Below are 21,452 nucleotides of genomic sequence, written 5' to 3' on the forward strand. Positions count from 1 at the left end.
GAAGTACACATTTCAAAGCGTTTTCATGGAGATTGAACTTTGAAATACGGCATTCGACGCCCGTTCCCGGGAATGACGTCTGAAGTACGGCGTTCAAGACGTGTGCGCGCACAGCATTGCCCAATTTGTTTAAAGAACCCATTTCTTTATATTCTTTTTTTGAAAATATGATGTGGATTTATGGCGAGATGCGGTTTTTTTGAAAGAAGAGTGCTGATGAAGATAACTAGTGCGAGAATAGGTATGAGTTTTTGGAGGGATGTGCCATCTGTGTACAAAATATATGCGGCATAAAAAATCCCTAAATAGCCAAGTAGGCGGATTAAGTATGAGTTTCTTTCTGTATAAAACTTAAGTACTGGTTTGTGGGCGGCGGCTTCGCCGCCGAGCAACTTGATGTCGCTTCGACGTTTATGAGTAAGGAATATAATTATGACAGAAAAAATTCCCACAAAATAAGGCAGAGAGTGAGTATCAGTAAATATGGTCATGCCAGCAAGAGTTCGGAGCATAAAATTTCCAGCGATAATTATGAGGTCGAGTACCGGTATATTTTTGAGACCAAGCGAATATGCATTCGTCATAATGAAGTATGTAGCGACGATATACGCATAGAATGACCCTAGATAAAAGCTGCCGGAAATTACAATCAGTGAAAGTATAATGCCGATTATTATTGCTGTTTTTCCGCTAATTTCCCCTGAGGCAAGTGGGCGATTTTTTTTAGTTGGGTGCAGCCTGTCGGCTTCGCGGTCTACCCAGTCATTGATCATATATGTGATAGAAGACACGGCGCAAAAACAAATAAATCCTATTATCAGTGAAGGTAAGGTATGGACCTCTCCAGGCATTGCAAAAAGTAATGGGATGAAGATAAGTAGATTTTTGTACCACTGTCCTATGCGCAGTAGGCGTGTGTAGTTTGAGATTTGGAATCTTTTTTTCATGTTTAAAATTTCTTAGTGTACACAATATTCAAGGCTGACTTGATTACTTCTATCGATACGGTATGGCCGTGAATCAATTCTCCATCTAAATCGAATTCACAATCTTCGTCAGAGTGAATGGTGATATTTTTACCTGTGAAGGTCGCAAGCGTCGTGGCTCGAAAAAGCCTTGGGTTAAAAATAGCGATATTTAGTAGTCCATCATTTGGGTTTACTTTGCCACCTATTTTTACAATAGGTATTGGTAGTGCGTTAAAAACAACAATAGATTTTGCGATAGTATGATGTTTTTTACCATCGATAGTTAGGTCATACGCATGAGATCTGTGGAAAAAATAGTGCTTCGCAAAAGTATAGATATAGGCGAGTAGTCCCCATCTTTTTTTTGCTGCTCTTGTAGTGTTTTTCATAACAAATGCATCGTAGCCCTTTCCGATAGCGGTTAGCGCATAGTGTTTTTTATTTACATGCATTGCGTCAATTGGACGGCCATTCTGCTGGAGCCCCATGCTAACTGCCCGCCTCACACTTATGAGAGAAATCCCAAGTGTTATCGCGAGCAAGTTGGCTGTGCCGCGCGGCACTATAACCATTGGAGTTTTGATTTTTTGTTGAATAAGAAAGTCCGCCACCTCTGCGACCGTCCCATCCCCACCGACCACGATTATGCGGTGAAAAGATTCTTTAAAAAGTTTTTCCAAGGGTTGTTTCGGACGCGGGAGTGTTCCAAACCAAGTGTAAGAATAGCCGTTTTTTTCTATTTCATCCTTTAAGATACCCTCGACATCTCTGCGAGCTTTTGCTCCGGAAATAGGATTATATATAACGAGTACTTTTTTCATGACAATAGACTAGTCGGATTTCACTCTTTGTTCAAATGGAAATTGACTGTACGTGTGATGTATAATACATTGATCGTAATATGGGAATTTTATATAAAATAATTAGTAATATTTTCTTTGGCTATGGATTGGCAGGTTTTGCATTTCTTATCTTGGTTATGAGGATTTTCTATCCTTATCATAGGGTAGCTGCAGTAATAGTTTATCTGATTAGTTGGATTCCTTTTGTGATTTCTTATTACCAAAAACGTCAGTTATTTGAAAAAGGTGAACTCATGGTAAGGCAATGGTTGATACAATTTTGGCCACATATGATATTTGTTGTTTGTTTGGCGATTTTCATTTATTCACTTTACGTTATCTTCCCTGTATCTTCGCCTCTTAGTAAACTTCCAAGCGTAGAACTGAAAGCTGAAATTCAAAGTGATTCCGCTGCTCTTGTATATTTAGATAGAGATCTTGAGGATTTGCTAAAACAAATGGAAGCTCAAGAAATCTTCACAAGAGATGGTAAAACTTTGATAGCAGAGTCGGGGGAGGTTAGAAAACTTTGGGAGGGTGTGATAGGTGACATGATAGAAGTTGATCTTATAAAAAATAAATATAAGGGGTTTCCCCATATCAATCGCTTTACTAGACTGGCGGAACATTCGGATGCATTTACTCTCGCATATGCTGCTTTTATGACTCAGTACAAATACGGTTTAAAACTTTCAAGTCTTGCTAAAGAAAACAGTAGTTTGATCGTCATGTTAAATGAAGGTGGGCAGGTGATCCCGGAAGAGAGTTATGACAAGTTGGTTTTTCAGTTAACTTTGGCAAAGAATTTACTTCGTCTCAACGCAGGACGTTTGTACCTTCCATTTGTCAGGGATAATGTTGCTGATACAAAAGGACTTCTTATTTTAGCAGATAGTGGGATAAAAGTTGTAGATTCTTCATTACTTGAATACCCTGCATTGATAGTGAAAAACCCATTAAAAATACTTGAAAGCAAAGCATTTGACTTATGGTTTCCAGTCCAAAAAAACATAGCTCTACAGACTAGTTATATGAAGTTTTCAACTAGAGATTATATTATCACTCCGCAAGTTATACAAAATTATATTGGTGTCTTGCAGCCTGGGGATATATTCCTTGAGCGTAGAGAGTGGCATGCAACAAATGTAGGAATTCCCGGGTATTGGTCACATGCTGCTATGTACACGGGGACTCTTGAAGAAATGGAAGAATATTTCAGCGGAGTTTCAGAGTTGCAAGGGATGTCGGTCGCAGAGTATTTGGGGAAAAATTATCCAAAAGCATACGAAACTTTGGGAGGGATGTATGAAGATGGTTTTGCTCATAGGGTTATAGAATCCAAAAGGCCTGGAGTTATTTTAACTTCGCTTGAGCACAGTGCCGGTGGGGATTCTCTTGGTGTTTTTAGAGCGAAAAATATCGATAAGGCAGAGCAGTTCAAGGTTTTGATATCGGCATTTCAGCATCTGGGAAAAGGCTATGATTATAATTTCGACTTCACTACAGATGAGACTCTTGTTTGTTCAGAATTAATATACAAGGCATACAAATCTATTTCGAAGGTTAATCTAGAGCTAGAGGACTTCAATGGAAGGTTGATTTTATCACCAAACAGTATCGCAGAAAAATACGATAAGGAGTACGGATCGGACAAAGCGGAACTCGATATGGTTTTTCTACTCAAAGGAAATGAGAAGACAAAAAAAGTAGTAGAAGGGACGGAGGAAGAACTCAGGCAAAGCTGGACATGGCCGAAATGGCACATCGCCGATGATTACTTGTCAGGGGATAAATAGTTTTTTAGACGTTTTTAATTTTCGCTCTCGTTTCTTCTGCAAATTCATCAGTCATGCCGGCGATGTAGTCTTTGATGCGGATAGCAAGTGGTTCATTTGGGTTGTGTGAACCGGGGAATTCCGCTTCATTCTGCATATAATATGTAAACAGAGTTTTGATAACTCCTTGCCCTTTGTATGAGAGTTCGAGCACCTGTTTGCTTGCGTAGAATGTGCGCGCGAGATAGCTTTTGAGGTTGGCATTCAAGGTCAGCATCTCAGGGCTAAATGAAATAAGCGGTTTACCATATGCGTAGACATCTTCGAGAGTTTGGATATTATATTCTTCTATGAGTTTCGTGCTGTATTCCAGGACGTCACGAATCATGAGGGAAATCGTCGCACTTATAGTTCGGGAAATCAGATGTCGTTGTGAAATATCATTACCATATTTCGCATGAGTGTGTGCGAGAGCGCGTTGCCAAAGCTCAAGTTTTGCAAGTTCTTGGAGTGTGAGCAGTCCGGCGCGAAGCCCATCGTCTATGTCATGGTTGTTGTAGGCGATTTCATCAGCTAGGTTTACGAGTTGCCCTTCGAGGCTTGGGTGAGCGATGATTTTCGCACCAGAATTATCGGAGGAAGTTTGATGTTTCATCATACCCTCACGAACCTCATGGCTCAGGTTGAGCCCTTTGAAATGTGGGTAAATATCCTCGAGCTTATCGACTATTCGTAAGCTTTGTTCATTGTGTTCAAAATTTAGTCCATATTCTTGCATGCATTCGTTGAGTGCATCTTGCCCACTGTGGCCGAAGGGCGTATGCCCGAGGTCGTGTGCGAGAGCCACGGATTCTGCAAGATCTTCATTTAGCCCAAGATTGCGTGCTAGGTCACGGCTGACCTGTGCGACTTCGATAGAATGTGTGAGCCTAGTTCGAAAATGGTCTCCAAAATGTGCAACAAATACTTGCGTCTTACCTTGGAGTCTTCGGAAGGCACGGCAATGCATGATCTTATCACGATCTTTTTGAAAAGGCAGTCGAGGCGGTTTGTCAGACGCCACTCCATTTATATCCAACAGGTCTTCTCTTTCTTTATGAACTCTGCCTTTTGATTTTTTGCTACAAACCGCATAAGGCCTAAGATTCCCTTCCTCCATATCCATGAGTTCTTGTAATGTGTATAGCATTTTGTACGAATCTAAATATTTATCTTTAACGTAGTTATAAATTGCCTCTTTTGCTCCCACAATTGCAAGCAATTTTAATACAGATCTTACGTTATTCTTAAGAACAGGCCATGAAGTATGAATTTGAGAAGATTTTCTGGTGGAGTGCGCATCAACCCTTCAATTTTTTTATGTATGACGTTGTATTACATTGTCATACTTACGATAAAAGGATGCGTCCCCCTAGCCCTCCTTTTTTATTGTTAATTTTACATGTGACTAAATCCATGATAGTATTGTGCAAACCAATACGCACGGCGTGAACAAAGTGAACTTGACGATGCGAATAAGGTGCGAAGCAACAATACCCAAATATGAAACTACTCGAAGCGATTGATAAATTTTTGAGATACTGTGAAGTTGGGAAAAATCAATCCGGTAAAACTGTTGAGAATTATGCTCACTACTTACATAGGTTTGTGGATTTTTTGGATGATCGCGGAGGGTCGGAGATCCCGGAGCGATTTGATATGGCAAATTTAACGCTCGATATGGTTGAGGATTATCAATTGTATTTGAATAGATATGTTACGGAAGATGGGGTTGCTGGAAACAAAAAAGGAAAAAAACTTACTAAAAAAACGCAGAGTTATCATTTGATCGCGCTTCGCGCGCTGCTCAAATATTTGGTGAAAATCGATGTATCGTCTCTCTCTCCGGAAAAAATTGAACTCCCAAAAATAGGGGCGCGAAGTGTCGAATGCCTGAGCCGAGAAGAAGTAGAAATGCTTTTTGGTGCAGTGGATATGTTGGCGAAATCCGGTCCGCGAGATCGCGCTATGCTTGAGATGCTTTATTCGACCGGGCTTCGTGTGAGTGAGCTTGTACATTTAAATCGCGCTGATATCAATCTTGATAGGCGTGAATTTATGGTACGTGGTAAAGGGGATAAGCCTCGGCTTGTATTCTTATCTCAGCGCGCCGCAGACATAATAAAAAGATATCTTATTACTAGGGAAGATAATTTTGAGCCTCTTTTTGTTTCATATAGTCGTGGTAAATCAGAGGATACTATGTATGGGGGACGGAGAGATATTACAAAAGGAGAGGGTCAGAGGCTTTCGACTGTGAGCGTGCAGGAGGTGGCTCGCCGACATGGTCGGCTCGCCGGCATAGTTAAACCCGTGACTCCGCATAAGCTTCGTCACTCCTTCGCAACAGAACTCCTTCGCTCCGGCGCCGATATTCGCTCTGTCCAAGAAATGCTTGGCCATAGCTCAATCACAACGACACAAGTTTATACGCACGTCACAAATAAGCACCTCAAAGAAATTCACGAAAAATTCCACAAGTAATTGATTTTATCATCTCTTCACCTTACTAAGTCTACATGCTAAACTGTCTTTTGAAAACAAACTCAACTAAAATAAAAATATGATTTCATTTGAAGGGGTTACAAAAATTTACGGAAACAATAGGGTTCTAAACAATATAAATCTCAAGATTTCAGAGGGTGAATTTGTTTCGATCGTTGGGGTCTCCGGCGCAGGGAAGACGACTCTTATTGAGGCCCTTATAGGGAATTTGAAACTTGAAGCAGGGAAGATCATGGCAAATGGAGTTACGGTGACAAATTTAAATCAAAAAGATCTTCAGACTTTTCGGAGGACGGTTGGAGTTGTGTTTCAAGATTTTCAATTATTGCCAAACAAGACTGTAGAGGAAAATGTAGCTTTTGCTATGGAAGTGTGTGGAGAAGAGGATTTTGAGATCTTTGCACGGGTGCACGAAGTACTTGCCTTGGTTGATATGGTTCAAAACAAAGATCAATTTCCGCATCAGTTGTCGGGTGGGGAGAAGCAGCGTGTTGCAATAGCGCGAGCACTAGTTCACAACCCACGTATTGTTATAGCAGATGAGCCAACTGGGAATTTGGACCCACATCAATCGGAAGAAATAGTGAAATTACTAATGCGTATAAACGAATACGGAGTGACCGTAATACTTGCAACTCATGACAAAAGCCTTGTTAATATTGCAGAAAAAAGAGTTATTACTTTGCATGATGGTGAGATCGTAAGTGATTGGCAGCAAGGTAAGTATGATGCGGAGATTTTGATACTTGAAAAAGAGATTGGTGGGATTGAGATTATCACGGTGGAATAAAATCAGTCTTAGTCAATTTGACAATTGAGGTAAGATTACATTAAAGTGCCAACTTGAGCCTTTTATGTACAAAATACATATTTTCATAATTATTTTTTTAAACCAAACATTATGAATACAAAAAAACTTGGAATATTTCTAGCGATGCTTGTGCTTGCAATATCTCTTACGGCTTGTGGAAACGATACTGATGAAATGAACGAAGTATCTGATGATGCTACTGTTGAAGAGTCAGTTGAGATGCCGGTAACAGAGGCTGCGGTAAGCACACTTTCTGATGAAGAGTTTCTTGCAACTGTTCGTGAACTTGTTGAGCTTCTCTCTGCAATGGAAACTATGGAAGAGACAGAGGCTAATACTTCTATGGGGCAACTTTTAGAGCTTTCGGCTAAGCTTCAAGGATTCGATGATGCGCGAGCTATGGCTCTTCTTGAATCTGAACCGGAATTAAAAGCTGCTATAGAGGCACTTAACACAGCCGGTCAGTAGTCCTTGGTTGAATTCATTTATTTTATTATAGACACGCTACTTTCGTATCGGTACAATAAAATCATAATTATTTAACTTAAGTTGTATGAAAAAAACGTTAGTGTTTTTATTAAGTCTAGCTCTTATGGCTTCGCTTATAGGTTGCGGTGGCTCTGCAGGTCCGGACAGCGGTGTGAAATTAAATCACGAACTGGCTGTTACTTTCCCAGATAGTGAAGCTGACAAAATTCCTTACTCAGTAACTGTAAACTACGCAGTCGATGGGTGGACTTACCCGGAAACTTCTTCGGCGGCGACTAGGTCACCGGGTGAAGGTAAGAAATTACTTCTACTTAACCTTACAGTTAAGGCGGGAGACTCTGACGTAACAGTTGGTGGTAGAGACTTCGGAGTTTGGTATGATAAGACAAGTTACGCAAACTGGTACGCTGATGTAGATTCAATTCCAAATCCATTCCCGGAAGGTGTAGTCGTTCCAGCCGGTGAAGAATTCACTGGAGATATTATGTTCGAAGTTATGGCAGATTACGATCTATCAAAATTCGAACTTGATGTATACAGAAGTAACATCGGACGTGGTGAAGAGATGGAGATTACTTTAGGAGATATGATGTAATCTTCTTAATTTAAGAAGTTTTTAAAAAGCCCCCGCATCCGCGGGGGCTTTTTGTTTATTTAAGACGTGATTTTACACTAGACATATTCGAAATGTATTCGTACAATCCAGGCAGAGCGTGAAACTTGCTCTGCCAAAAAAAGTGCGCGTAGCGCAACCAACTTAATACCCAAAACATTAAACAATAACAATGACTCTCCCAAATAAGTATTTCAAAGATGGTGAGCTGAAAGAGCAGCTGCAGGTCACAGAGCTTTCTGATGAAGACCTAAGGACTGCGCTCGGGGAGAATAAAATAAGTATGACAGTTGATGAAGCTCGGCATCTCCCGGGTATTTTGGGGCGTAACCCAACTTTAACTGAAGCAATACTTTGGGGTATTCAAGGCTCTGAGCATTGTTCATATAGATCTTCTAGAAAATTTCTAAAAGATCTGCCAACTAGTGGGCCAACAGTTATGCTTGGGCCATCGGAGGATTCCGGAGTTGTGAAATTTGCAACTGTAGATGGTAAGGATTATGGGATTATAATGTCTCATGAATCACATAATCATCCGTCCCAAGTTGTGCCATACGAAGGGGCCGCTACAGGAGTCGGAGGGATTATCCGTGACATTTTATGTATGGGCGGACGACCTATAGCGATTGCTGATCCGCTTCGTTTTGGTGATATTGATAGAAATCATACAAAGACAATTGCAAACGATGTAGTAAGTGGGATCTCCGGTTATGGTAATCCTATAGGAGTTCCAAATCTTGCAGGGGATGTGTATTTCAACGATTCTTTTGATGATAATTGCCTTGTGAATGTCGTAGCTCTTGGAGTTCTAAGTAGAGATGAATTAATACATTCGTTCGTGCCGGAGGAAGCGGCGAGAGAAAAATATGACATTATAATAGTCGGGAAACCTACTGATAATAGTGGTATGGGCGGAGCGGCATTTGCATCGGCAGATTTAAAAGAAGAGGATAAAGAAGCGAATAAGGGTGCTGTGCAAGAGCCAAATCCATTTTTGAAACGTCATATTATCGAGTCTACTTGTGATCTTTTTAAAACTCTAAAAGAAACAGGAAATTTAGATAAAATCGGATTCAAAGATATGGGTGCAGGTGGAAATGTATGTGCGTCGGTAGAGCAAGTTGAAAGGGTTGGGCTTGGAGCGGAGGTCGATATTGCGAAAGTTCATACAAGTATGGAGGGCTTACATCCATCGGTTATTGCGCTTTCTGAGACGCAGGAGCGACTTTGCTGGATGTGTCACCCAAGTTTAACTCAGATGATACTTGATCATTACAATGTTAAGTGGGATTTACCAAAAGCGTCAAAAGGTGCGAAGGCATCTCTCGTTGGAAAAGTTAAAGAAGGGAATTACGTACTCAAATGTGGAGATCAGATTTTGGTTGATGCGAAGCCGAGTGATATTACAGAAGGTATCAGATCTGAGCGAGCATATAGCGAGCCAAAAAGGGAATTTATAGAACCGGAATTCAAAGCACCACTTAGTAAAATGTCATCAAATAATATTCGAACAGAGGGTGAACTCACAGACGTATTTTTAAATATCTTATCTTCGGAAAACATATGTTCGCGGCGTCCGATCTACGAAAATTATGACAAAGTCGTGCAGGGACAGACGGTTATCCAGTCAGGCGAGGCGGATGCAGGTGTTATGGCGCCGCTCCGTAATCGCTCAGAATTTATGACACGCGATTCAGACGGAAAATCTGTATATCATGACGCTACACGCATTGGTATTTCGCTTACAGTTGATTCAAACCCACGTCAGTCTAGGATTTCTCCATATTGGTCAGCTGCGAATGCGGTATGCGAAGGTGTGCGAAATACCGCAGCTGTAGGGGCGTCTCCGATAGCATTTACGGACTGTCTTAACTATGGAAATCCGGAAAAGCCTGAGCAAATGTGGGAATTCACAGAAGGTGTAAGAGGCATCGCGGAAGCGGCAAAAGCAATTCCACTTAAAGATTATCCTAATGATTGCCTTCCATGTGTCTCCGGAAATGTGAGTTTTTATAACGAATCACCAAATGGGCCCGTCGACGCCTCTGCAGTTATAGGTACGCTTGGTCGTATGGATGACGCATTTAAAGCTGTGACTATGCAGCTTAAAAATTCAGGCTCCCTGCTCTACATGATCGGCGAGCGTAAAGATGAACTCGGAGCTAGCGAATATTATCAACAACTAGGTCAACTTCGAGATAAATCACCTTGGCTTGGTGCAAATGTGCCGAAAGCAGATTTCAAAAAAGTCGCTGAAGAATCTTACGCACTTACCGACCTTATAGATCAAGAGCTTGTACTGGCATCTCATGACATCTCTGATGGCGGGCTTGCGGTAGCTATTGCCGAGATGGCTCTTGGCGGAAATGCGGATGGGCAGCTTGGAGTTGAGGTAAGTTTAGACGAAAACGATTTACGTTTCGACAAATACATCTTCTCAGAAACGGGAGGATTCGTAATCGAAGTTGATCCTACTCATCAAGAAGTAGTTGAGACATTGTTAAATGATAGAAATATATTTTTCACACAACTCGGTGGAACTTTGGATGATCCTTACTTCGTTCTCAAAACTGAAAAAGGTGACGAAGAAGGTGAAATGATTTCTCTTCCACTTGAAGATATGGCAATTGCTTGGGGTAGCTCACTTAGAAAAAAACTTAAATAATATTATGAAACGCATAGCAATACTACAATTTCCGGGAATCAACTCAGAATACGAGACTAAGCGCGCAGTCGATGATGCAGGTATGGAAGGTGTGATTTTTCGTTGGAATGAGTCACCGGTAGAGCTTGCTGCATTCGATGGATTTATAGTGCCGGGAGGCTTCGCTTACGAAGACCGTGGTAGGGCGGGGCTTATTGCATCACTTGATTCGATTATGGATGTTATACGGTCAGAAGTAGCAAAAGGTAAGCCGCTCCTTGGGATATGTAATGGTGCTCAAATCGTTGTTGAAACATGCATGGTTCCCGGGGATGGAAAACTTGAATTATGTTTGGCAAATAATAAACGTATCAAAGATGGCGAAATAGTAGGAACAGGGTTTATAAATTTTGACGTTACTCTCAGGGCAACGGCATCACCTGGTCGCTGTGCTTTTAATATCGGTATAGAATCAGACTCGCTACATTATGCGCCAATCGCACATGGAGAAGGGAGGTTTACAACTACAAATTTAGAGACTTTATCTCGAATAGAAAACAACGATCAGATCATTTTCAAATATTGTGATGCAAATGGGGAAGTAGTAGATAATTACCCTATCAATCCAAATGGTGCCTTCAAAAATGCCGCCGCAATATGCAATGAAGCCGGAAACGTTATGGCTATTATGCCGCACCCTGAGCGCGCTTTTAGCGCGCCTATTCCGGAAGTTTTCACTTCAATGCGCACATATCTTGAAGAATATTATGACAAAGGAAAAGCCATGATTCCGGAAACAGCGACTACTCATAAGAGTGATTATTCGCGCTTAACGCTCGCACCATTTCACAATAGAACTTCTCATTTTGAAATCTTGGTAGACCTGATTATCACTGACAATACGGCTGAGACTTTTACAAATACACTTAATTTAATGGGATTTGAAGTAAGCACAAAACGTCAAACTCATTATACGGTTTTCTATGATGAATCTTCAAAAAACTCACCACTTGAAATGGCAACCCTGCTCATATCTTCAGGTGAACTTCTAAATACAAACAAAGAATTCGCTAGGGTAAAGATTGGCGAAAAAACGTATCAATTTAATCCAAATAGCGGAGAGATCGATGAACTTTTCACCCCACTTCATAAAGGGGTTTTACAACTATATTCAAAAGATCGCGAAGACTTTTTCGGTCAGAGTAAGACAGAAAAAATTCAAAAACACTTGGTCGGCAAAAATCCGAAATGTAGTGGCTTCAAATTCGTAGTGCAAGGTGTTCTTTGGACGGTAGATTATCTGGATTCAACTATTCCTGAAGATCACGATGCAAATATTGACGCCCTCCTCAAGACAAACATTTTCGCAAATCCACATTCCCAAGAATTGTTAAAATATTCATGAAAAAACCTTTTTACATCATAGTGCTCGCTTCCGGAAATGGCACAAATCTTGGTGCTATTATTGAAGCTAAAAATTCAAGAAAACTTCAAAATGTAGAAATACTTGGGGTTATTTCAAATCGTGATGCGGGAGCTCTGGAAAAAGGTCGAGAATATGGCTGTCCTACAGTGCTCCTCCCTTCAAAAGGAAAAACTCCTGAGCAGTATGATGAGGAGCTTATCAAGATGATAGTTGAGTTAGAAGATCTTGAATCGGAAGCGGTTGGTAAAGAAGTGCGAGTTGATTTAATTTGCTTGATTGGATATATGAACATTCTTACACCTGAATTTATTCAAGATTTCGAAGGGAAAATAATAAATGTTCACCCTTCGCTTTTGCCGCACTATGGAGGCAAGGGGATGTATGGAGATGCCGTGCACGAGGCGGTGCTCGCAAGCGGAGACAAAGAAACCGGAATGACAATTCATTATGTTACCGAAGAAGTGGATGCCGGTGAAATGATATTGCAAGTGTCAGTTTCGGTTGAGGCGGATGACACTATAGAAACTCTACGTCAAAAAGTTCAGGCTGAGGAAAAACTCGGATACGTTGAAGTATTAAAAAGATTGTCTTCCGGGAGCTAATATTATATTTTATTGCAATACATTGTTCTCGCAAATAGAATAGTGACCGCATAGATAACTTATAAAATATGTCTACATACGAAGAATCAGGAGTGAATATTTCCGAAGGAGATAAAGCTTCGCGCATCGCATATACGGCAGCGAAAGCTACGTTTGCAGGACGTGAAGGGATGATCGGCTCAGCCGTCGTCCAAGACGGCGGCTTCGCCGGCCTCGTCGATATGGGTGATTTTTATCTTGTTCAAAATGACGATGGGATTGGTAGTAAAGAAGTGATAGCAGAGGCGATTGGCAAATACGACACGCTTGGATATGACTTACTTGCGATGGTTATTGATGACGCAGCTTGCGTTGGAGCGGAGGTTATAACTTGTAGTAACACTATGGATGTGAAAAAAGTTATTTCAGAAAAAGTTGAAAAGCTCATGGAAGGATTTAAAAACGCATGCCTTGCGCACAAGGTGATAATTCCGGGAGGAGAAATTGCGGAGCTCAATACTATGGTAAATAATAATTTGTGGAATGCGACGTCGGTTGGAATAGTTGAAAAACACAAAGTGATAACCGGTGCAAAAGTAAAAGCTGGTGATAAGGTGATAGCTCTGCGCTCAGATGGATTTCGTTCAAATGGATTCTCACTTGTTCGTCATGTGCTCGAAAATGCATTTGGAGATGATTGCTACATGCATCCTTACGATGAGGACATTTCTGACGCAGGTCATAGGCCCATTTTGGAAAATCATACTATTGAAAAATCATGGGGTGCGAAAGTTTTGACTCCATCAAAGATTTATTATTCGTTCATTATGGATTTGCATGGTCGTTTCAAAGAGCCTGCAAAAGTAGATATTCACGGAATCGTGCATGTTACCGGCGGCGGCATCACTGCAAACTTGCAACGCATACTCAAAAACGGTCTCGGAGCACACTTAGATAATTTATTCCCACCTCATGAAATGATGAGCCGCCTCCAAACACTTGGAGACATATCTGACGAAGAAGCTTACAAAGTTTGGAACATGGGCAATGGAATGTTCATCATAGTTGACGAATCTGACGTCCCTCTCGTCCTAGAACGCGCGCAAGCGAACAATATCGAGGCTCAGGTCGCAGGGACGATAAACGCCTCAGGCATGGTCACTTTATAATTTATTGTGAAAAAATATATAGTTCGCGTACTTTTGAAATCGAAATGGCTTATTTTCTGTTAGCTATATTTGCTGACAGTTTTGGTGGTTAAATTTTTATTAAAATAATCCTAAAAAAAATCGTTAGTTTTTTTTAAAGAAATTTTAATTTCGTTTGGTAGGATTGAGAGCAAGTTTCTACTAGATAAATTATTTTTACATAAATGGAAATATCATTAGCCCAGTTAAGAAGGGTTCGAAGGTTGAAAAAAGAATATTATGACTCGATTAGATGCGTGTTTTGTCCTTATTTTGCGGAGGAGGTCACATTTAATTCAAAAGGTTTTATGCACTTGATCTATATAGGGCCACGCAAAGAAAGAGATAGGGTGGAGCAATATCTTCGATTGAAATTATTGGAAAAAGGAGTGGCGATGTTGAAGATTGCAACTGTAGTGCAAGAATATGAAGAAAGAATTCTTGATAAGAAAATAGTTAGATTTTGGGGTTTTATTGGAATAATCGAAGGAGCCAAAATCAAAGTTATAGTGAGGCAGGAGGGTGCTGGCAAAAAACATTTCTACAGTATTTTTCCGAAATGGACTACGCGAAATTTAATAGAAAAATAAAAAGCACCTGCCTACGGATGATTTCCATATAAACCTTGCGGTTCACAGATGCTTGCTAGAACTATAAACAAAAAACTTCAAATTTACAATTAAAAAGCAATTAAAACTTTATTAAAAGAACCTTAAAGAAAATCGTTTAGGTTTTTTAAAGAATTTTTAATCTTGTTTGGTAGGGTGTTTTGTAACTACTACCATGTTTCAACATGCAAGATTTCAAAAAAGAACTGAAGGAAGCCAAAGAATTCTATTTTAATGTTTGGCGAGGTCATGAAAAACCTTGCCCTGCTTTTGATGGAGAGGTTGTGAGAATAACTAGAGCTGGATGGGGGCATATTAGATTTTCTGAAAATAGAGATATAAAAGAAATTATTCCTAGGCTTAAGTTGCTGAAGGTAGCAAAAAGAATTATTGAAAGCCAAAGTAGAATTGTAGACTATAGACAGGTTGAAGATCTCGAATATTGGGCGCTCGAGAATTTTAAATTTGGTAAAGGGGTTAGGGTTATAATTCGATCAAGGGACAAGAAGCACAAGTATTTTTTCAGCGTATTTGTAAAGAATAAGAAACGAGAAAAAAGCTCCTCTCCCATTTGGCCCCGCCAAGGCGAGGGTTAACGGCATCAAGTATCTTCATACTTCGGAGCTTTCTGTATACAGATTATCAAAATAACTAATTAAATACAATTAAAAAGCAATTAAAACTTTATTAAAATAATTCTTAACTCTAAGTTTATATGAATGAAAATACCTGTATGGATTTGTGTGCGGAAACTGTAAAAATAAAAATGTATCTCAATGCCCTAAAGCTTGTTTTTCCTTATGATAATAAGGTTTTGGCCAAGTTGATTAATCATGATAAATTGGTTAATCAAACGGAGAAAATTTCTTCGGAGTGGTTATCATATATTTTTCATAGGGCGCAGAGGTTGGAGCTGCAAAAGATGGGTTTGACCGAGATCAAGATAAAGGAATTATTGAAACGCCGATTTGAGATCGATGTTGAGGCGGAGTATGCGCTTCTTTTAAAGGAAAATGTGAGTTTGATTAGTCGAAGTGATAGAGAGTACCCATCTTTGCTTAATCAAATCTATAACGCGCCTGAAGTTTTGTATGTACAAGGTAAAAAGTCGATGTTGAGTAATCAAAATAATTCATGGGAAATATCTATAGTTGGGACTCGTGCGGCATCATCATATGGACTTGAGGTTACGGAAAGAATTGTAAAAGACCTGAAACCTTATGAGCCTACTATAGTGAGTGGGCTTGCAATGGGGATAGATATGGCGGCGCACAGCGCCGCCATATCAAACGACCTTCCGACTATCGCAGTACTTGGCGCTGGACATGGCTCTCTTAAGCCCAAATACGGCTTCCGATTAATCAAGGAATTACTGACTAATCACTTGGTTGTTTCAGAGTATCCATTCAATATTAAAGGTGATAAATTCACATTTCCACAGCGAAATCGTATAATCGCGGGCTTAAGTCTGGCAACAGTAGTTGTAGAAGCTCGTAGCCGTTCAGGAGCACTTATCACAGCGCAAATGGCAGCGGAGAATAATCGGGAAGTTTTCGCCGTGCCAGGCTCTATACTCAGTACTTATTCTCGTGGTACGAACGAAACGATAAAAAAATCTGAAGCGGAGCTGTATTTGGATGTCCCAACTATGATAGAAACCATAAATCTCAGTGCTTTTCTGCCGTTTGCTGAGCGTTACCCCATATCGCAAAAGGAAGAATTGGCAAAACAACTATTGGCCGCGCGAAAATTAGCATTACTTTCTCCCAGAGTGCGTTTCGCAGGACCACTTCCAAATAGCATTATTCCGGATATAGAAGGGCATATTCACAGAAAAATTTATGATAATCTAAAATGCCCAATGAGTATTGGTGAAATGATCGAAGTAACCGGAGCCACTACTCAGGAACTTCTGATATCACTTACCGAACTTGAACTTCAAGGCTACATCAAAGAAGATACCAATCAAAAATGGCTCCGCACAGTTTGAAACTAATGTTATTAGCTTTTGTCTATAACTCTAAACACTTCTTCCAAAGTTGTAATACTTTGAATAACTTTTATTACTCCATCATCCTCCATCGTGATCATGCCTTTTTCTATGGCTTTCCCTAATATTTCATGTCCGGATTTTTTATCCAAAATCATGTCGTGAATATCATCATCTATTATTAAGATTTCTGCTATTTGTGTTTGCCCACGGTATCCATCATCACTACATTTAGCGCAACCTACGGGTTTATATAATTTTGTTGGAACGTCAATCCTCATGTCCGGATTTTTTTCTTTTAAGTTTTTCACCTTCTCTTCCAAATATATTTTCTCTTTTTCTTCAAGCTCTTTTTCTGTTTTACATTCACAGAGTATACGCACTAACCTTTGGGCGGCGACGGCGCGTAGAGTCGGAGCCAGCATGAATTCAGGCACTCCTATATTCAACATACGTGGGATGCTTTCTACAGCACTATTTGTATGCAAAGTTGATAATACAAGATGTCCGGTAAGCGCAGCCTGACAGGTAGTCGAGGCCGTATCAAGGTCACGAATTTCCCCGATCATAACTATATTCGGATCTTGTCTGAGGATTGATTTTAGACCTGATGCAAAAGTATATCCACGCTTCTCATTTACCTGGCTTTGAGAAATCCCATGCAGATGATATTCGATTGGATCTTCAAGCGTGATTATCTTAACTTCTTGTTTATTTAATCTATCAAGCATTCCATATAGAGTAGTTGTTTTACCGGATCCGGTTGGCCCGGTAACGAGTATTAGCCCAGTCGATAGATGGCATAGTTTTTCTAAAATACTATAATTGAAATCACTAAATCCGAGCTCCTTTAAACTTAAGAATCCTTTGCGCGCATCTAGAAGTCTCATTACGATGGTCTCTCCAAATTCAGTTGGAATAAGCGACACACGGACATCGATCTTTTGGTCATTTATTACGAAATAAAATCTTCCATCTTGTGGTTCATTGTTTATATTTAACTTCATTTTAGCCTTATACTTCAGTTGATTTAGTAAGTTCGCATAAGTCTTTAAGTCTATTCTTGTGATTGGTTGCATCATTCCATCAATTCGAAATCGTAGCTGGCAATATCCCTCTTCAGGTTGAAAATGCATGTCTGATGAGCCGGTTTTGATGGCCCCAACGCATAAAAAATTCACACCCTCCTCGGCTGGCATCTCTGATAGAGTTTCTTCAGCTTCCTTTCCTAGATTTTTTATCTCCTCTGCATATGCTTCCAGTTTTGATTCGTCTACTTCAGTATTGTCAACATTTACGGTTTGTTTAGCGGTTTTTGAAAAATATCTACCTAAGATATTTCGTATACCTGTGTCAGAAGCCATGCTTACATTCAATTGATATCCATCGTCTCGTAGTTTTTGTAATACATTTTTTGTCTCTGTGTCATTTGGATCGGAGACAGCTACCCTGATCTTTTTTCCTATTTTGAAAAAAGGAAGTACTAATGTTTTCGCCATAATACTATCATCCAGTAAATTAAACATATCAGGATTGATTGGCGTTTGAGTAATGTCTACATATGTGAGATCGAGAGTTTTCGCATTTTGTACGACAGCTTTTTCTTTCAATTCCAGATTTATCTTATCGATAGCTTGTCTCATGTGTATGCCTTCGGCATGTTCAGTTTTTACATGAGGGGCATCTGTATCGGTTGCATCAGGAATTTGCACCGTCATATCGACAACTTTTGGTTGAGTTTTAGAGCCATCATCTTGTGCAATGTTCCGGTCAGTCATTTGACTATATTAAAATCTATTTATTCTAGCACAAAAAAGCCCCTTTTGGAAGGGGCTGATTGCATGTTTTTGAGTTTATCGGTATTACTTTACCAATTTCATAATTTCAAAGATTTCTATTGCCTGCTCTTCGCTCAATCCTACAGACACAAAGTCCTCTACGGAAAGCCCTTTGAGCTGACCAACTTGTGTTAGACTTGCCTCAGTAAGCGCGCTGCGAGCACCTTCTGAGATTGGTAATTTTTCAACTTCTTCGATAGTAAGTTTCGCATCTTTAGCATCTTCAGGAGATAGTTCAGAGATATCCAGTATATCTAGCTCAAGACCTACGAGTTGAGAAGCCAATCTTACATTTTGACCATTTCTTCCAATTGCAAGTGGGCGTTGGTCCGTGTGTACATAAATCCTTGCACGTCTAGAGTCTTTATCTAGATTGATAACTGCGATTACCGCAGGTGATAACGCCGCTTTTATGAATTCTTCAAGATTCTCTTTCCATTCGATGATATCGATACGCTCCCCATTTAAGTCGTCCATGATAGATTGAATACGCGCACCTTTTTGCCCAACGCAAGCGCCTATTGGGTCGACTTTATCATCAGTGCTACTAACGGCTATTTTTGAACGTACACCTGCTTCGCGAGCCACAGCTTTGACCTCTACGACCTTCTCTGCAATCTCAGGTATCTCAAGTTCTAATAATTTCTGAACAAGGAGTGGGTGAGAACGAGAAATCAAAAGTTGGGGTCCTTTTGTAGTCTTGATAACTTTGTCCAAATACACTCTTGTTCGTTGACCGGCATAATATCTTTCCCCGGGGATTTGATCTTGTGGTTTTAGAAGTGTAGTTACTTTTTCCAAGCTGATGTAAACATTTTTACCATCAACCCGGTGTACGGTAGATGATAGAAGTTCGTTTTCACGATCCTTGAAAGTTTCGTACATCAGGTCTCTTTCAGCTTCTTGGAGACGTTGAGTTATCACTTGTTTTGCTGATTGTGCAGCGATCCTTCCGTATTCGGCAGGAGTTACATCCATACGAATTTCATCACCAATCTTTGCGCCTTTTTTGTATTTTTCAGCGTCCTTTACCGTCATCTCAAGCTCTGGCTCTTCGACGCCTTCTACGACTGTTTTTACGACGTAGACTGTAGCATTTTCTACAGAATCATTTATATCTACTTCGATATTTTGATCTTTATTCCCGTAATCTTTACGGTATGCGGCGCGAAGCGCCGCCTCAATAGCTTCCATAACTACCTCTTCCGGAAGTCCTTTTTCATCACACAACTGCTTAACTGCAGATTGAAATGGTGTTTGCATAAATTTATAATTAAAAATTAAATGAATTCTTTGTGAGCGTAATTGAGCTTTGGAATTTAGCCGAGGAAGAAAAGCCAAGATGAATAATCATCCTAGTCTAACACGAGGATACTACCCACTTACCGGTCTTTTGGCAAGCTGTTTGTTAAATCGACCAATTGCTCATATCTTACGTATGGAAGTCCGCGCGAGCAGAGTAGGTAAAGTATTTTTTGTTTACGTTTTTCAGGGGTAAGTTGCATTAACCGTCGCGCATTATTAGCTATAAGCTCGCACGCAAGCTCCCTCTCGTTTATAGGGTCATCTTCAAAATGAGTCTCTATCAATTCCTTATCAATTCCTTTTTTTATTAATTCCATTCTTAAAATATATTTACCACGTGGTTTCAAAGCGAGTCGTGTACGAATATATTTCCCGACGTACGCTTTGTCATTTAAAAATCCGAATCCAATGCACTTTTCGATCACGTCATTGATGATCTTTTTATTGTATTTTTTTCGCTCCAATTTAGTTCTTATTTCATGAGTTGTATAGTCGCTCCGTCCAAGAAGCCGGCAGGCGTAATTATACGCCCTGCTAGCCTCTTTTTTTATTGTTTTTGTATTGTCGTCAGATGTCATGGTTTTTGATTATGCAGCTTCTGCTACTATTTCCCCGGTTTCCAGATTTACGACCTCCTCAAATGACTCATCGTGATTCGTTGGTATACCTGAGCTATCACTTAGGCATTTAGCTCTTACTTCTTTTTCGATTTCCGCCATCATAGTTGGATTCTCAAGCAGGAAGAACTTCGCATTTTCACGGCCTTGTCCAAGGCGTGTATCTCCGTAAGAATAGAATGCTCCTGACTTTTTGATTACTTCACATTTTGCACCAAGGTCAATAAGATCACCTTCTTTTGAAATACCGTTGTTAAACATGATATCAAACTCTGCAATTTTAAATGGTGGAGCGATCTTGTTTTTCACAACCTTAACACGTGTACGTTTTCCGGATACTGATTTTTCTTCATTGGAAGTGTCAGCAATCTGTCCAATTGATCGAATATCAAGTCGTACAGATGAATAGAACTTCAGCGCATTACCACCGGTAGTAGTTTCCGGGTTACCGAACATTACCCCAATTTTCATACGTAGCTGATTGATAAATATAACCGTTACGTTCGATCTGCTTATGGCAGCCGTCAGCTTCCTAAGTGCTTGGCTCATCAGTCTGGCTTGTAGACCCATATGCGAGTCTCCCATTTCACCTTCTATCTCTGCTCGTGGAGTAAGTGCGGCAACGGAATCTATGACGATTATATCCACTGCATTTGAGCGTACAAGGGTCTCCGTGATTTCCAAAGCTTGCTCTCCATTGTCAGGCTGTGAAACCAAGAGCTGATCCACGTTAACACCTATTTTACGAGCGTAATTAGGGTCGAGGGCGTGCTCTGCATCTATAAATGCAGCCGTGCCTCCTTGCTTCTGAGCTTCAGCTAAAATGTGCAATGTTAAAGTTGTCTTACCTGAAGACTCCGGGCCGAAAATCTCAATAATACGACCTTTTGGAATTCCTCCTCCGAGGGCGAGGTCCAATGATAGACATCCGGTAGGGATAGTTTCCATAGGTATGCGACTTTTTTCATCCATTCGCATGATCGCGCCTTTGCCGAAATTTTTTTCGATCACGGCCATAGCGAGTTCGAGGGCCTTCGCCTTCTCGCTGACTTGTGTACTTGCTGCTTTTGCCATATGTTCTTTGGTTAGAATGGTAAATAAATAATTTGTATAGATGACTCATAGATAAGGTTGGCTTCGTCTCTTTATCTGGCAGGGCAAGCTTCGCGCCCCGCCTGGGTGAGTACGACCACACTCTAGGTGAGTAAAACGCC

19 protein-coding genes are annotated in these 21,452 nt (G+C 40.3%); 12 read left to right on the top strand and 7 right to left on the bottom strand.

The annotated features are described in order from the left end of the window. Positions 1-146: 146 nt before the first annotated feature. Together Q8P68_02960 and Q8P68_02965 are read right to left on the bottom strand one after the other, a co-directional pair. The gene (locus Q8P68_02960) at positions 147-947 is read right to left on the bottom strand and encodes a UbiA prenyltransferase family protein (GenBank protein ID MDP4008128.1); all 801 of its coding nucleotides are present in this window, start codon (positions 945-947) and stop codon (positions 147-149) included. Positions 948-949: 2 nt separating this feature from the next. Then, on the bottom strand, positions 950-1,789 hold the full coding sequence (locus Q8P68_02965; GenBank protein MDP4008129.1) for a diacylglycerol kinase family protein: 840 nt from the start codon (positions 1,787-1,789) through the stop codon (positions 950-952). An 80-nt stretch (positions 1,790-1,869) separates the two neighbouring features. On the opposite strand from Q8P68_02965, the gene Q8P68_02970 reads away from it, so the two are divergent. Next, complete coding sequence (locus Q8P68_02970) at positions 1,870-3,606, top strand: YiiX/YebB-like N1pC/P60 family cysteine hydrolase (protein ID MDP4008130.1); 1,737 nt, start codon at positions 1,870-1,872, stop codon at positions 3,604-3,606. A 4-nt stretch (positions 3,607-3,610) separates the two neighbouring features. Here Q8P68_02970 and Q8P68_02975 read toward each other — a convergent pair whose 3' ends face one another. After that, positions 3,611-4,774: a deoxyguanosinetriphosphate triphosphohydrolase gene (locus tag Q8P68_02975; protein ID MDP4008131.1), complete on the bottom strand. Its 1,164-nt coding sequence runs from the start codon at positions 4,772-4,774 to the stop codon at positions 3,611-3,613. 353 nt (positions 4,775-5,127) lie between these two features. On the opposite strand from Q8P68_02975, the gene Q8P68_02980 reads away from it, so the two are divergent. The 11 genes from Q8P68_02980 to dprA all read left to right on the top strand — a co-directional run bounded on the left by Q8P68_02980 (position 5,128) and on the right by dprA (position 16,478). After that, positions 5,128-6,108, top strand: coding sequence for a tyrosine-type recombinase/integrase (locus tag Q8P68_02980; protein ID MDP4008132.1), 981 nt, complete (start codon positions 5,128-5,130; stop codon positions 6,106-6,108). A gap of 79 nt (positions 6,109-6,187) precedes the next feature. Then, positions 6,188-6,919, top strand: a complete 732-nt coding sequence (locus tag Q8P68_02985) for an ATP-binding cassette domain-containing protein (GenBank protein MDP4008133.1) — start codon at positions 6,188-6,190, stop codon at positions 6,917-6,919. A 111-nt stretch (positions 6,920-7,030) separates the two neighbouring features. Continuing rightward, the gene (locus tag Q8P68_02990; protein ID MDP4008134.1) at positions 7,031-7,408 is read left to right on the top strand and encodes a hypothetical protein; all 378 of its coding nucleotides are present in this window, start codon (positions 7,031-7,033) and stop codon (positions 7,406-7,408) included. A gap of 85 nt (positions 7,409-7,493) precedes the next feature. After that, positions 7,494-8,024 (top strand): hypothetical protein, encoded by a 531-nt coding sequence (locus Q8P68_02995; protein ID MDP4008135.1) that lies wholly within the window; start codon positions 7,494-7,496, stop codon positions 8,022-8,024. A 190-nt stretch (positions 8,025-8,214) separates the two neighbouring features. Next, positions 8,215-10,707, top strand: a complete 2,493-nt coding sequence (gene purL, locus Q8P68_03000; GenBank protein MDP4008136.1) for a phosphoribosylformylglycinamidine synthase subunit PurL — start codon at positions 8,215-8,217, stop codon at positions 10,705-10,707. A 4-nt stretch (positions 10,708-10,711) separates the two neighbouring features. After that, entirely contained in the window at positions 10,712-12,091 is a 1,380-nt protein-coding gene (gene purQ, locus Q8P68_03005) for a phosphoribosylformylglycinamidine synthase I (protein MDP4008137.1), read from the top strand. After that, a complete protein-coding gene (gene purN / locus Q8P68_03010) occupies positions 12,088-12,714 on the top strand; it encodes a phosphoribosylglycinamide formyltransferase (GenBank protein ID MDP4008138.1) in 627 nt (208 codons plus the stop codon). Before purQ ends, purN begins: the two co-directional genes overlap by 4 nt. A 68-nt stretch (positions 12,715-12,782) precedes the next feature. Continuing rightward, entirely contained in the window at positions 12,783-13,862 is a 1,080-nt protein-coding gene (locus Q8P68_03015) for an AIR synthase-related protein (GenBank protein ID MDP4008139.1), read from the top strand. Between the two features lie 203 nt (positions 13,863-14,065). Next, positions 14,066-14,470 (top strand): hypothetical protein, encoded by a 405-nt coding sequence (locus tag Q8P68_03020; protein MDP4008140.1) that lies wholly within the window; start codon positions 14,066-14,068, stop codon positions 14,468-14,470. Between the two features lie 203 nt (positions 14,471-14,673). Next, positions 14,674-15,084: a hypothetical protein gene (locus Q8P68_03025; protein MDP4008141.1), complete on the top strand. Its 411-nt coding sequence runs from the start codon at positions 14,674-14,676 to the stop codon at positions 15,082-15,084. A gap of 119 nt (positions 15,085-15,203) precedes the next feature. Continuing rightward, entirely contained in the window at positions 15,204-16,478 is a 1,275-nt protein-coding gene (gene dprA, locus Q8P68_03030; GenBank protein MDP4008142.1) for a DNA-processing protein DprA, read from the top strand. 11 nt (positions 16,479-16,489) lie between these two features. Here dprA and Q8P68_03035 read toward each other — a convergent pair whose 3' ends face one another. From Q8P68_03035 to recA, 4 genes are all read right to left on the bottom strand, one after another. Then, positions 16,490-18,256 (bottom strand): GspE/PulE family protein, encoded by a 1,767-nt coding sequence (locus tag Q8P68_03035; protein MDP4008143.1) that lies wholly within the window; start codon positions 18,254-18,256, stop codon positions 16,490-16,492. A gap of 84 nt (positions 18,257-18,340) precedes the next feature. After that, positions 18,341-19,579: a transcription termination factor NusA gene (gene nusA, locus Q8P68_03040; GenBank protein MDP4008144.1), complete on the bottom strand. Its 1,239-nt coding sequence runs from the start codon at positions 19,577-19,579 to the stop codon at positions 18,341-18,343. 119 nt (positions 19,580-19,698) lie between these two features. Next, positions 19,699-20,199 (bottom strand): RecX family transcriptional regulator, encoded by a 501-nt coding sequence (locus Q8P68_03045; protein MDP4008145.1) that lies wholly within the window; start codon positions 20,197-20,199, stop codon positions 19,699-19,701. Positions 20,200-20,208: 9 nt separating this feature from the next. Further along, positions 20,209-21,312, bottom strand: coding sequence for a recombinase RecA (gene recA / locus Q8P68_03050; protein MDP4008146.1), 1,104 nt, complete (start codon positions 21,310-21,312; stop codon positions 20,209-20,211). Positions 21,313-21,452 lie beyond the last annotated feature (140 nt).

This window comes from Candidatus Peregrinibacteria bacterium (genome assembly GCA_030700255.1).
Lineage (GTDB): Bacteria > Patescibacteriota > Gracilibacteria > UBA1369 > JABINC01 > JABINC01.

Coding starts and splice junctions, on each gene's coding strand:
- Q8P68_02960 (MDP4008128.1), bottom strand. CDS start 947: ATGAAAAAAAGATTCCAAATCTCAAACTACACACGCCTACTGCGCATA.
- Q8P68_02965 (MDP4008129.1), bottom strand. CDS start 1,789: ATGAAAAAAGTACTCGTTATATATAATCCTATTTCCGGAGCAAAAGCT.
- Q8P68_02970 (MDP4008130.1), top strand. CDS start 1,870: ATGGGAATTTTATATAAAATAATTAGTAATATTTTCTTTGGCTATGGA.
- Q8P68_02975 (MDP4008131.1), bottom strand. CDS start 4,774: ATGCTATACACATTACAAGAACTCATGGATATGGAGGAAGGGAATCTT.
- Q8P68_02980 (MDP4008132.1), top strand. CDS start 5,128: ATGAAACTACTCGAAGCGATTGATAAATTTTTGAGATACTGTGAAGTT.
- Q8P68_02985 (MDP4008133.1), top strand. CDS start 6,188: ATGATTTCATTTGAAGGGGTTACAAAAATTTACGGAAACAATAGGGTT.
- Q8P68_02990 (MDP4008134.1), top strand. CDS start 7,031: ATGAATACAAAAAAACTTGGAATATTTCTAGCGATGCTTGTGCTTGCA.
- Q8P68_02995 (MDP4008135.1), top strand. CDS start 7,494: ATGAAAAAAACGTTAGTGTTTTTATTAAGTCTAGCTCTTATGGCTTCG.
- purL (MDP4008136.1), top strand. CDS start 8,215: ATGACTCTCCCAAATAAGTATTTCAAAGATGGTGAGCTGAAAGAGCAG.
- purQ (MDP4008137.1), top strand. CDS start 10,712: ATGAAACGCATAGCAATACTACAATTTCCGGGAATCAACTCAGAATAC.
- purN (MDP4008138.1), top strand. CDS start 12,088: ATGAAAAAACCTTTTTACATCATAGTGCTCGCTTCCGGAAATGGCACA.
- Q8P68_03015 (MDP4008139.1), top strand. CDS start 12,783: ATGTCTACATACGAAGAATCAGGAGTGAATATTTCCGAAGGAGATAAA.
- Q8P68_03020 (MDP4008140.1), top strand. CDS start 14,066: ATGGAAATATCATTAGCCCAGTTAAGAAGGGTTCGAAGGTTGAAAAAA.
- Q8P68_03025 (MDP4008141.1), top strand. CDS start 14,674: ATGCAAGATTTCAAAAAAGAACTGAAGGAAGCCAAAGAATTCTATTTT.
- dprA (MDP4008142.1), top strand. CDS start 15,204: ATGAATGAAAATACCTGTATGGATTTGTGTGCGGAAACTGTAAAAATA.
- Q8P68_03035 (MDP4008143.1), bottom strand. CDS start 18,256: ATGACTGACCGGAACATTGCACAAGATGATGGCTCTAAAACTCAACCA.
- nusA (MDP4008144.1), bottom strand. CDS start 19,579: ATGCAAACACCATTTCAATCTGCAGTTAAGCAGTTGTGTGATGAAAAA.
- Q8P68_03045 (MDP4008145.1), bottom strand. CDS start 20,199: ATGACATCTGACGACAATACAAAAACAATAAAAAAAGAGGCTAGCAGG.
- recA (MDP4008146.1), bottom strand. CDS start 21,312: ATGGCAAAAGCAGCAAGTACACAAGTCAGCGAGAAGGCGAAGGCCCTC.